The sequence below is a fragment of the Pseudomonas sp. NEEL19 genome, assembly GCF_028751975.1.
GTDB lineage: Bacteria > Pseudomonadota > Gammaproteobacteria > Pseudomonadales > Pseudomonadaceae > Aquipseudomonas > Aquipseudomonas juntendi.
On the sequence record NZ_CP081491.1, the window covers coordinates 742,132 to 754,549 of the forward strand.

Sequence of the window (12,418 nt, forward strand, 5' to 3'; positions counted from 1 at the left end):
GCAAAGCCGCTCGTCGACTGTCATTGAAAATCCGAGCTGAGGCTTTGGAAATACTGGACAAATAGCCACCCTAGGCGATACTCTTGCAGTAGGCTTAGTGTAAGAGCTTTTAGAGTTTGCACTATAGTGATTATTGAAAAGGAGTCCGTTCATGTTAGCTCTCATTGATTCAGCCTGTTAGTTGTACTGCTTAGGGCAAGAATTGGTTTCATGAGTTGACTACTCTGAGAAACAACCTAATTGCAGGACCTATCAAATGGCTAACGGAAAAATACTACGGCAGCTCTTCAAGGCCGGAACACTCGGAGATCAGGCGGCCTTCCGTCGTGCTTCGGAAGCTATTATCGAAGAAGAGCGGCAAAAACAGCACCACCTTCTGGCCAATGATCTGGAACAAATTCTTTACGGCGGCGACATGCATGTTCAGTCCGCACGTAAACCGCAATTTACCGCTGACATTCCTGTAGATAAAGAGCGTGGGCTTCCGCTTCTCGATATTAGGCCGCCCAAGCGATCGCTCGAAGAGATCATCCTCCCTGAAAGCAGTGCCGTCATGATCGAGGAGATGCTTGAGGAGCATCGCCGCTCTGAGGTCCTTCGCAGCTACGGTATGAAGCCCTCAGGCAAGGTAATTTTTTTCGGTCCACCAGGTTGCGGTAAGACTCTTGCGGCCGAAGTGATTGCCTTCGAGCTGGACCGGCCATTGGCTATCGTCCGGCTCGACGCACTGGTGTCGTCGTTCCTCGGGGAAACTGCCGCCAACCTGCGAAAGGTGTTTGAGTTCATTTCGAAGCATCAGTTGGTTGTTTTGTTTGACGAGTTTGATGCGATTGGCAAAGAGCGTGGTGATAGTTCTGATCACGGTGAGCTCCGCCGTGTGGTCAATGCTGTATTGCAGATGATGGATGCTTACGATGGCCAGAGCCTCATTTTGGCAGCGACCAACCACGAAAGTATTCTTGATTCAGCAATTTGGCGCCGGTTTGATGACGCCATTGAATTTCCACTTCCTGATAGGAAACAGCTTACCGCATTGTTGCAGCTAAAGTTGCGGGGTATTCGCCGACAATTTGAGCTAGATGACGGCGAGTTGCTGTCAGAGCTTGAAGGGAAAAGTGGTGCCGATGTCGAACGAGTTGTTCGGCGTGCCATTAAGCGTATGATATTGCGAAACCAAGAGTTCCTCACCATCAAAGAGCTTCGTAGTGCATTGGTGCGAGAGGGTCTTCGAAAACACTGATCCGCTGCAGTCAAGGACGATGAATGGCAACGTATAAGCACCTGAGCTTTGAGCGCGAAAATCTTGACAATGCCCGCCGGACAAAAAGTCCGCCAAAGTTCGCCAAACGAGGTGACTTGCGCGGGCATGGTCAAAAGCTGAACGGCTACTTCGCCACTGCCGCAGGCATTGCGCGCCAGCAAATCAAATCCGCAGAAAACTCCCCTTTCGTGCTTAAGTTGCAGTATGACGGCGCGATGACCTTCGAAAATCTCCAAAAGCATGGCTTGGAGTTCATCAGTCAGGAAGGCAAGCAGGTGTGCGTCGTGTTCGCCACCGAGCAGGGCTTAGCGGTTTTCCAAGACCACCTGAACAAGCTCGGCGTCCTGGGTCAAACCGTAAGCTATAAGCAGATTCTCGAAGCCATCGAGGGTATTGATGCCTGGTCTGCCGAGGATAGGAAGAGCTGGGCGCTGCGCAATCTTGGCCTTCCAGATGGGGAGAACTTTAAGCTGGATGTTGAGCTATGGCCTCACTACGTCATGAATCATCCAGCGCGGATTCGCCTCGTCACGGGTTTTGAGAAATGGTTGGAAGAGTCTGGTATCCAGACTGTGCACAAGCTGAATTACGACAGCTTGGTCATGTATCGTGTTGAAGCTACGCAGGCGCAGGCTGACCTGCTTTTGAATCACAGCGATGTGCGTCTGGTCGATCGGATACCGCAGACCGGCATCACTTATGCCCAGCTGAACCGAGATATAGCTGAGCTTCCAGGCAACATTCCGCAACCTGCCCTCGAAGCAGCACGAGTATGCATTCTCGACAGTGGGATCAATACCAACCATCCACTTCTTAGATCCGCAATTGCCGAGAGTGAATCATTCGTTGAAGGCCAAGACGAATTCGATGAAGTGGGGCACGGTACCGCTGTAGCCGGCATCGCTCTGTATGGTGACGTTGAAGCTTGTGACCGCAGTAACTACTGGCGGCCGGAGTTTTGGCTCTATAACGGCAAGGTCATGCGGAAATGCCCAGATACCGAGAGTCCTATTTACGACGAGCACACCGTTGAGGCCACTCTGACGGAGGCTGTTGAGCACTTCGTAGGTTTAGGGTGCAGAATTTTCAACCTTTCATTGGGGAACAGTAATGCTCCCTATGACGGCAGCCACGTTCGCGGGTTGGCTTACATCTTGGATGTGCTTGCGCGTAAGCACAACGTCCTGTTCGTAGTCTCGACCGGTAATTTCATGGGGTCATCTGACCCAGCTGTACCTATCATTAGCTGGCGCGAAGAGTACCCCGAGTACCTGTTGCACGAGACCAGCGTCATCATTGATCCGGCACCGGCAATGAACGTGCTAACGGTAGGGAGTATTGCTCGACACGATGCTACCGTGGACAGTCAGCGTTATCCTGAAATTTATCAGCTATCTCCGTCCTGTGAGAATCAGCCATCGCCATTCACGCGTCATGGCCCGTCGGTTAAAGGCGCGTTGAAGCCGGAGCTGGTGGCTCATGGAGGAAACCTGGCGTGCCCGGTGCATTTCAGGAATAGCCAGTGGAAGACGGAAATGCGCGGCCTGGGTGTTCTGACCTTGAACTACCAGTTTCAGGGCAATACGCTGTTCAAAGAAATCTGCGGTACGAGCTTCTCTGCCCCCTACATCACCTACCTTTCCGGCCGTTTACTCAATGAATATCCGGACGCCTCGGCCAACTTGCTTCGAGCGATGCTGGTGAATCATGCCTCGCTGCCGAGCGAGATTGAGACCACTTTCTCTGACGAAATGAGGAAGGGATACAAGGTCAACAAAGCCACCTATAACCGTGAGATTTCTCGCGACGTTGCCGGCTATGGGCAGGTGAACGAAAGCGATTTGTTCCGATCCTCGGATCACTGCGTCGTGCTAATGTGCGAGGAGACGATTGAAAAAGACGCCTGCCAGTTCTTCGAGTTGCCACTGCCAGCGTCTTATCTGCGCAAAGCGAGAGGGCTGAGGGAATTGAGTGTGACTCTCGCTTATTCGCCAGCTGTGAGAACCACGCGGTTGGATTATCTCGCCACGCAGATTAGCTACAGGTTGGTCAAAGGTAAGTCGCTTGATGAAGTGCAGGCTCACTTCAACAAGGAAAACCAGGACGAAGCAGAGACACGGAATGACGATGCAGCGACCAATCGGGATATCTCTGCGCAGCTGAGAAGCAGAGGCACTGTGCAGTCCTCAAAATGGACCTTTAAGCAGCGCAATCCGGACGAGAAGTGGTTCGTGGTGGTAATTCGCCAGGATCGGGAGTGGAATCATCCGGATGTGCTGGTTGAAGAGCCCTACGCGCTTGTAGTGACGGTTTCAGACCGCGATAACGAGCAGGCACAATTATACACCGAGATTCAAGCCACTCTGGCTCTGCAGTTGCAGACAAGAGAGGAGGCACGTCAGCGGGCCGCGATATAGTTTGCAGAGCGAGAGCGTCTAGCCAGAGCTCTGTTGTTTATGCTTAGTTGACGGGGCCACCACACCAACTGAAGTACGCATTATGGTGGCTCCTTCTAGTTGCTAGTCGGAGAGTAAAGGTTGCCCAATGCCGGTAGGGCACCCGTGCTCTGCCCGCTTGTTCTCACCAGTTCTATCACATCTAATGGGCTATTACTATGATTGTTGGCTATATGTCGCGAATAGCATGAGGAAGTTTAAATGGCGGGGTTGTGGGAACCAGTCAACGGTGTGTTTACAGCCTCTGCATCGTGGGGGGCGAGATCGGATTTTTGGGATAAATTCGAATGGTTCCCGTTCATCATGACAGCTACGGCAGCCCTCATTACAGCGTTGATCGGTGCGTGGCTTGGTGCTTGGGCAGCTCAGCGAATTGCGGGTAGGAGCAAACTTCGCGACGAATTACAGAAAGAGCTGCGGAGCACCAATACTGGAATTATGCTGGCGCACACGATTGCTAATCTTGCTTACGCACTCAAGAAGCAGCATATTAAGGCACTGAAAGAATCGTACGATGAAGACTGCAAAGCCTTCGAGCTTTACAAGCAAAAAGTGGCTATGGGCAACGGACCAGCTGCTTTTCAGATGGCGCCTAATCTTAATCGGCTGGATGAGATCACGCCACCAATCTCAGCCCTTCAAGATATCGTAATGGGAAAAATATCCACTACAGGACGAGCTATTGCGTCGGTTACAGCATTAGCTGATGCTGTGAAAAATTTGAATGACGCCCTAAAGGGGCGGAACGAGCTTATCTTAATAATCAAAGAGGATAGGCTGCCAGCGGGAGCAGAAATACATCACTTTTACTTTGGCATTCCTTATGCGAAAGGTAAGGCAAATCTAGAGTATGGATGCTATGTTCAGGCGCTATCATTGTATACAAATGATGCAATTTTTTTCAGCATGAAGCTTTGTGACGACCTTCGAGAACACGGCATTCACGTAGCCAAGAAATACAAAAAAGAGTTTCGGGAAGAGTCTCAAGGTGTTAGCAGCTTCGTCTGGGACAAGGCGGAACAGGAAGGTTTGTTACCGAAGGACGAGGACTACGAAAGCTGGTTGTTAGGATTCCAGTCCGCGCCGGAGAAGAAAACATTTAATAAATGGCAGCGGCTTAAAGATTTTTTCAACTTTTCATCGCCAGCGTGAAAGATGAGAAGCATCTGTTTCCGAACACTTGAGAATTTCGGTGTGCGCTTCCTGACTTCTTGTAGATTATTAGGAATTTTATGGGGTGCGACTAATATGAATGAAGAGGAGCAGGTGCGCGATGTTTATGCTTACTATGGGTTGGCCATGTACTGGTCTCAATGTGTAGAACAGTCCATGTTTATTCATCTCATGTTTTTGGAGTTTTTCCCTAAAAAGCTGAAGGAGTTTAGTAACGCGGCTGAGTGGGCTTCGGATTTCGACAGGTATGAGGAAGTCGAACTCGGTAAAACTATGGGGAGACTGCTTCAAAAGCTCAGAAACGAAGGGCAGCCCACTGAAGAAGTTTCGACTCTACTTGCGACGGTGTTGCAAAGGCGGAACTGGCTTGCACATAGTTATTTTTCTAGTAGAGCTATCGAATTCATGCATGAGTCGGGTCGCTCCGACATGATAGAGGAATTGCAAGAGGCGACTGAGCTGTTTCGTGAGGCTGCAGCTAAACTTGATTCGATCACAATGCCAATAGCCCGACGATATGGCTATACTGAGGAAATGGAGGCTAAAGCCAAGAGCGAAATGTTCGCAGAGTTTCGCGCTAGATCATAATCCTTGGTGTTGTTCCAAGTTGGCTGCATAAGTGGTGATCTTGGTGGATCATAACGCCTTTGCGATTTAGTACATGCTCACAGGTTAAGCTAGGGCGTAGCTTTTGCAATTCCCGGTTATAAGTGACGGTTACGTCATTCTGCGCGATATATTATCCGCTGATCGGGAAGTGACGTCTGCATCCTGACCGGTTCCTCGTAGTGCATGTCGTTGGCAAGCTTGATCATGAACATTGGTCGTTCATCTTGCTCACTCAATTCGATTGCCTGAACAGGCACCATGGACCACATTCCGGAGCCATCCTGGCTGGGCATAACGCTCATGATGCGCGTCACGGTTGCGCTGGCCGGAAGCCCTTCCAGCAGCTGACGAAAATGCTCCACGCACGAAACCAGCATCATGCGCTGAAAATCAAAGCTGTTATCTAACTGGGTTATGCACACATACAGCCAAGGTACGGCCAGCTCCTGCTCGACGATCGCCCATTGCCTGCTGCCATCAGCGAATCGCAGGTTACCGCGTAGCTCAGCGCCTGGATGGGTCACGAACATACGGGCTACCTCGAACCAGAAATGAACACTATAGATTGTAGTCCTTTAGTGTTCAATGACGCTTCATCGTTCCTTTTGCAGGAGTCGCAAATGGAACTGAATGATGCTGTAGGTCAGGCATTACGCAATGCTCGCCTCCGCAAGGGCTTTACCCAAGAGGACTTCGGCAGCATCAGCAGTCGAACCTACATTAGCTCCCTGGAGCGAGGTATGAAAGCTGTAACGGTCAACAAACTGACCTCAATTGCAGAAATGATCGGCGTGCACCCACTTAGCATCTTGGCCGAAAGTTTTTTGCTGCAATCTGGAGGCAATTTGGACGAGCTATTGGCTCGCGTTAGGGGGGAAATTCTTGATGAGGGCTGAAGCTTCGCCAGCTTAGCGGTACCTGAGTCATGACGAACTACAATCTGAGCCTGGGCCTATCCCAGCGGTCACGGCACCGTCATGGCCGGTAGGAAGGATGTCGAACAGGCGGTGTAGGTTCACAAAATAGGTGATAGACCAGACCCCGTGAAATGGGAAATCTGGCCATCTTTTTGTGAATTGAGGGGTGCTTTTCACAGAAAAGCCGAGAAAACCCTACTTACCTCTCATAAAAGTTGATTGGGCTAGTAAGGGTCAATGTGTTCTCCCTTCAAGACCGACGCGTGCTTTTTCGGTAAGAGATGAGGAGTAGTCGCAGCGATCCTTTAGCTCCCAGTCTGGCGACCTTGGGTTCAGAATCCGACCGGCAATGCCCGCCGTCACTACCTCAGAGGAACCAGTTCCTCTGCTGCCAAAATTTCGGGGGGGCTTATGCTGGTACCCAGGCCCGACAAATGCGCAGTTGCAGCCCTCAATTGCAAGACGATCCAAGGCGGCACGCGTGTCAATCAAGATCTGATAGATGGCTGTGGCCGGCCTCACAGTGAATCGCACCTGGTGTCGTAGACACCTCGAACGGTTGCTTTGGGTCGACAGCGGCCATACCCGAACGGCTGCAATCGACCCTTTGCAGCCGTTCGAGGTGTCTACGTGACCAGGGGCGATTTATCAAGCGAATCCGTCGCGGGTAGTTGACCAAGCTGTGACTTAGATTCATAGATGGTATGAATTTCTGAGTATTCTCCTGCAGATCGGCATCTCCTAATCTGACTCAGCGATTGAAATCCCAGCTGCCTCGGCAGCCATACGTTGAGAGAAACTGTAATGAATACGCCCCTTAAACCTGATGAGCTTGCGATTCCCTATGCGTTACCGCAGGTTCCATTCATGTCTCCAGATATGGTTCATCCAGGTGTTATGACTACTTGGCTCGAAGATGACAATCTCTGGGTTCCCGTTACTAAGTCGGTATCTTTTAAACCTCTGTTGCTGAGTGTTAGTGGCGGTTATTACATCAATCTGCTACGTGTACGGCAGAGTGGAGTATTGTCGCGTCACCGCCACTCCGGAGCGGTACATGCAATTGTGTTAAAAGGACGCTGGTACTACCTTGAGCACGATTGGGTTGCTGACGAAGGCTCCTTCGCATTTGAGCCGCCAGGAGAGACCCACACTCTCTTTGTTCCTGAAGATGTAGAAGAAATGATCACTTGGTTCCATGTCCAGGGCGGCTATACTTACGTGGACCCGCAAGGCGTCGCCGTGGGTTATGAAGACGTTTTCACCAAGCTAGAGGCCGCGCGCAGTCATTACAAGAGCCTAGGTTTGCCGGACGATTACATCGAGCAGTTCATCCGCTGATATCATCTGGTTTTCCTGCGGTAGAAAAACGCGCCCCGGTGCGTTTTTCGTGCAGGAAAACGGGAAAATTTGTCATGGTGGGAGAAAAACTGTGGATCAATACTCTCAAATGCTGGCTTTCATCTGGTCGACGGAGTGCGGAAGCTTTTCTGCTGCAGCCAGAGCGCACGACATGACGCCCTCGGCCATCAGCAAGCTGATCGCGCGACTGGAGAACAGACTTCGGGTACGTCTGTTTCAGAGGGGGTCCCGAGTCTTGACGCTGACGGCGGAGGGTGCTGCTTATCTTCGCAGTGCCAGAGCAGTGGTTGAGGCCATGAGCGAGGCTGATTCGTTGGCAGAAGGGCTTCCTTCAAGGGTCAGCGGTACGCTTCGCATTCACACCATGACGTCATTTGCAAAGCAGCAAATCGTGCCATGGTTGCCAGAGTTCCTGGATTTATATCCGGGCCTTGATGTGGAGATTCAGTTAGGCGCTCAATTCATAGACCAGTTCGAACAAGGATTGGATATCGCTATTCATAGCGGGATTCTTCCAAGCTCTTCCAGAATCGCAAAAAAAATTGGCGAGTGTGAGTGGTTGTTGTGTGCCGCTCCTGATTATCTGGAAAAATATGGTACACCTCAGCGACCAGAAGACCTGATGACCCATCGTTGTTTTAATTTTAGCTTTGCCAGTCCTTGGAATAAATGGGTCTTTGTCCAAGATGGCTTAGGATTGACAACCCCTGTGAAACCTCGTGGATCATTCACTCAAGGGGAGTTGCTGCGAGATCTGGCTAAATCAGGAGCAGGGATAGTAAGACTTGCTGATTTTCACATTGGAAAGGATATTCAAGACGGTTCGCTTGTGTTGCTACTCGATCAGTATAAAACGGAAATTCGGGAGCCAATCTACCTATTATATTCAGATAGAAAGCATCTAAGTCCTCGTATCAGAGTGTTTATCGAATTCTTCCAACATAAGTGGATGCTGCATCCGTGGAAAATCGTACGATAGTTCTGCTGATCCAGCAAGCTGTCATTGACTCATATTAGGATCCACTCTCAATTTTCCCAGTAATCTGGTGCTAGGCAGAGACAAGAGAATTGTCGGCCGAAAGCGCCCCGCTCGCCCACCGCTTCTTTACATCATTTCTTAATGGTGGTGAAGCCAGTCCGGAACGAGCTATGAAACACGTTCACCGCACTGCAAAGCAGGCCCCTCTGATGCGGCACCTGACTACATCCGTGCCTCAATCAACAAGAATGATCGAGATCCGACATCAAGAGAACCGTTGGCTTTTTTAGATTTCAGGATCTGTTTCCAGGCGCTTGATTTCGGCTTGCAGATGCTGGAGTTCTCGCGGTCGTCGCTGATCGCCCAGGTATCAGTTACTGGCTAGCCTTCTTGACACTCTCCGCGAACCTGGTGAACCCACTGACGCAGGCGCCTAGGGCCGGAGTTCACATAGACGCAGACATGGGGAGTCGAGCAGTTATCGCCAGGAACGATGCTGGTAGCAGGTTTTGGGCTTTCGGCTGCAGGCTTTCGTTTTTGGATGGAAACCTCCTTATTGGGCAAATCATATCCACCTTAAGGGGCGGGACTATTGGACCATTGGACCAGTGACGATGGCTTCTGAAGGCGGAGCAGACCAAGAGAAAGCTTCTACCACCTGCATTTCAGCCCTTTTTGCCATCTGTTGAGGACCAGGATGCCCTTTGAGAGATTCATGCCAATCGATCTGTGCCGAGCGTTCATAGCAGGTGTGCTTGGCCAGATATATTCAAAGCTAGACCGGCCCCATAACCTCCTTTCATGGTGAGCGGTGCGACACGTACTGATTCACTCGGAAGTTGAGGTCGCCGTTCGTGAAAGGCCGATCATCAGCCGGAGAACAAAAATAAGTAACCGGAGATATCCCCATGGGATTAGCTCAAGAAAGAATTGACGTCATACCTTCTGTCACCCGTATACCGAGAGGGGCAGGTGCTGCCTCTTGGGGGGCGATGGTTCTCTTGTGGCTCGTGTACGCAATGGATGCCAACTCGCGTCAGATGTTCTTTATGGTCTTGCCATCCATCACAAGCGAGTTCAAGACCAGCGCCGAACTGACTGGACTGCTTGCCGCGATCATTACAATCGCGACATCCTTGATCGCAGTGCCTTGCATGATTTGGGCTGACAAAGGTGGTCAGGGGTGGAGGCGTAAATACCGCCATCTGCCGATCGTGATCGCTTATACGCTGTTCACCTTTATGACCGGCTTCAACTTCTTGACGGGCTCGCTGGGTGTGCTCGTGGCTCTCCAGATCCTGTCTCACGCATTTGGTGGTGCCGGCGAGGCTATCGAGGTCACCTCACTATCCGAATGGTGGTCCAAGGAGCGAAGAGGTTTTGCGCTGGGTCTCCATCACACCGGATACCCTTGGGGAACGCTGATCGGCGGCTTGGCTGTAAGTGCATTGCTCAACGCGTATGGTCCGGAAAACTGGCGCCTGGCTTTCTTGGTCTTCCCAGTACCAATGATCATCATCTTCTCCATCTACTGGTGGTTTAGTACAAAGAAGCGGTATGAGTCGTTCGTAAAGCATGCACAAGCGGTTAATGAAACCCCGCCTTCAATGGAGGCAGTGCAAGATGTGCGCGAAGTGCCTAAAGGTGCTTTAAAAGCTTCGCTAAAAAATCCAAACATTTCCGCGGTCGCGTTGATCTCGATGTTTGCGATCGTTGGCTATTTCGGCATTAGTTTCTGGCTGCCTCAATACCTGGCCTTCGTAGCGCATTATAACTTTGCAGAGGCGGCTGCATATTCAGTGCTCTTTACCATAACTGGCGGTATTGGTCAGATCGTGTGGGGATGGGTTTCAGATCGAGCAGGTAGAAAACTCTGCTTAGTGCTAGTTTTCGTCTGGCTCGCAGTGGGGATGTACCTATTCAAGTTCTCAGCAGTAAGTCTCACCTGGCTTATCGCGATCCAATTATTTGCGGGCTTTGCGATGAACGCCCCTTACACACTGCTCTATGCAATTGCGTTCGACTCAGCAAAGCAAGGCACTACAGGACTTGCAGGTTCGATCGTCAACGTCGGTATCTATGCAGGTGGTTTCGGACCATTTGTGATTGGAATGTTCATTGGAGCGGGTGGCGGCTTTAATCAAGTTGCTGGCTATAACTACGCACTTTATTTTATTTCTGGCCTCATGGTGGCTGCCGCCATTACTACTATTATCTTCACGCGTGAAACTACCGGCTGGTTCCTTAAGTATGATAAGGCGCTGGTGTCAAAGCACTCTTGCAACATAGGGTTGTAAAGCCTGTTGCAGTAACACAAAAAAATCCTTCGCGGATACTTAAAGCTAGGAGAACGTCATGACCCTTATCAATAATGCCGAGTGGCTGAACCAATTTGTCGAAGTGCTCAACAATGATTCAGACTGGAGCACCGCAGCTCGCTATTTCGACGGCCGGATTCAATTCAAACACAGTGCCGGGTTCACTACGCTTGTAGTTTTTTCCGGCAAAGTGGTGGCAGTTTACCCCGAAGGCAACCCGCTTGGCGCTGATATCATCGTCTCGGGTCCAGATGAAGAGTGGCAGCGCGTATTAGATGGAAAAATTGACTGGTTCGAAGCGCTTTCTCCTGGGCTTGGCAAGCTTGAGCTTGAGGGAAATGTGGTGGCCGCCTGGCAGTACGTCGATGTGATGGCCCGTGCGTTTGACGCCATGAAGCGTGTTGGGAAAGTTGATGCTGTGTCATCGGTCTCTTATTCTCCAGGGCCCAAGCCTTCAGGTAAGGAAACAATCGGACGGTACATTACCGTTGACGGTATCCGTGTTTACTACGAAGAAGCCGGGGAGGGGCGTCCGCTTGTCTGCTTCCACGCAGCGTCCCAGGATTCCCTTATGTACAGGCACGTATTGGACGGTCTGTCAGACGAGTTCCGCGTAATTGCAATCGATGCCCCCGGGCATAGCAAATCGGAATTGCCGGAATCTGGGCCCTTCCACAGTCTCACCCGGCATGCGGAATTCAACGAGCATTTAATGGAAGCACTGGGACTCGAAAAGCCAGCTATCATGGGATGCTCCATGGGTGGCAATCTCGTCTTGGAACTGGGCGCACGTCGGCCCGACGCATACAGTGCCATCATTTCGGCAGAAGGGGCAGACTTCACCCCAACCGTTTCTGAGTTCTTCCTCGATATGCTGGTCATGAACGGACCTGAGATTATCGGGGCTTGGTCTCGTTCTATGACGGGCCATCGTACTCCGCCTGATCGCGCCAGGGAGGTAGTATGGCAGATCTCTCGCACGACTCCCCAGGTGATGAAAGGAGATCTGACTGGCTATGCGAATTTTGATCAGCGACAACAAGTTGGCAAGATCAAAGCTCCCGTCTTGCTGATTCGTGGTGATGCAGACTGGTTGGTGTATCAGGAGAAGGTTGAAGAAACAGCTTCTCGCATCCCGGGTAGCAAGATCGCCGTACTCGCGGGTACTGGCCACTATCCTATGACTGAAAATCCACTGGAATACTGCGACACGGTGCGTGCATTTCTCCGTGAAGCTGGCCACGGTAAATAAATGACCTTAATGGAATAGCCTAAGATCGTTCCAGTCGGCACGCCCGAAAGAGATGCCTAGTTCTATTATTCGTCTTCCCAGGCAACCTGCA

10 protein-coding genes are annotated in these 12,418 nt (G+C 50.9%); 9 read left to right on the forward strand and 1 reads right to left on the reverse strand.

Features of this window, described 5'->3' with window-relative positions; genetic code table 11:
* Window positions 1-256 precede the first annotated feature (256 nt).
* The 4 genes from K4A76_RS03350 to K4A76_RS03365 all read left to right on the forward strand — a co-directional run bounded on the left by K4A76_RS03350 (window position 257) and on the right by K4A76_RS03365 (window position 5,478).
* Window positions 257-1,240, forward strand: coding sequence for an AAA family ATPase (locus K4A76_RS03350; RefSeq protein ID WP_274411540.1), 984 nt, complete (start codon window positions 257-259; stop codon window positions 1,238-1,240).
* Window positions 1,241-1,263: 23 nt separating this feature from the next.
* Entirely contained in the window at window positions 1,264-3,678 is a 2,415-nt protein-coding gene (locus tag K4A76_RS03355; RefSeq protein WP_274411541.1) for a S8 family peptidase, read from the forward strand.
* Window positions 3,679-3,918: 240 nt separating this feature from the next.
* Window positions 3,919-4,869 carry a hypothetical protein gene (locus tag K4A76_RS03360; RefSeq protein ID WP_274411542.1) on the forward strand — a complete coding sequence of 317 codons (951 nt, stop codon included), beginning with the start codon at window positions 3,919-3,921 and terminating at the stop codon, window positions 4,867-4,869.
* Between the two features lie 96 nt (window positions 4,870-4,965).
* Window positions 4,966-5,478 (forward strand): hypothetical protein, encoded by a 513-nt coding sequence (locus K4A76_RS03365; protein WP_274411543.1) that lies wholly within the window; start codon window positions 4,966-4,968, stop codon window positions 5,476-5,478.
* A gap of 134 nt (window positions 5,479-5,612) precedes the next feature.
* On the opposite strand, the gene K4A76_RS03370 is transcribed toward K4A76_RS03365, so the two are convergent.
* On the reverse strand, window positions 5,613-6,029 hold the full coding sequence (locus K4A76_RS03370; protein ID WP_274411544.1) for a hypothetical protein: 417 nt from the start codon (window positions 6,027-6,029) through the stop codon (window positions 5,613-5,615).
* Window positions 6,030-6,119: 90 nt separating this feature from the next.
* Between K4A76_RS03370 and K4A76_RS03375 the strand changes: the two genes are divergently transcribed.
* The 5 genes from K4A76_RS03375 (at window position 6,120) to K4A76_RS03395 (ending at window position 12,327) form a co-directional block, all read left to right on the forward strand.
* Window positions 6,120-6,395, forward strand: coding sequence for a helix-turn-helix domain-containing protein (locus tag K4A76_RS03375; RefSeq protein WP_274411545.1), 276 nt, complete (start codon window positions 6,120-6,122; stop codon window positions 6,393-6,395).
* A gap of 825 nt (window positions 6,396-7,220) precedes the next feature.
* Complete coding sequence (locus tag K4A76_RS03380; RefSeq protein ID WP_274411546.1) at window positions 7,221-7,757, forward strand: 2,4'-dihydroxyacetophenone dioxygenase family protein; 537 nt, start codon at window positions 7,221-7,223, stop codon at window positions 7,755-7,757.
* 91 nt (window positions 7,758-7,848) lie between these two features.
* Window positions 7,849-8,757 (forward strand): LysR family transcriptional regulator, encoded by a 909-nt coding sequence (locus K4A76_RS03385; RefSeq protein ID WP_274412261.1) that lies wholly within the window; start codon window positions 7,849-7,851, stop codon window positions 8,755-8,757.
* A gap of 1,019 nt (window positions 8,758-9,776) precedes the next feature.
* Window positions 9,777-11,054, forward strand: coding sequence for an MFS transporter (locus K4A76_RS03390; RefSeq protein ID WP_274411547.1), 1,278 nt, complete (start codon window positions 9,777-9,779; stop codon window positions 11,052-11,054).
* A 58-nt stretch (window positions 11,055-11,112) separates the two neighbouring features.
* Window positions 11,113-12,327, forward strand: coding sequence for an alpha/beta fold hydrolase (locus K4A76_RS03395; RefSeq protein WP_274411548.1), 1,215 nt, complete (start codon window positions 11,113-11,115; stop codon window positions 12,325-12,327).
* The last annotated feature ends 91 nt before the right edge of the window (window positions 12,328-12,418 follow it).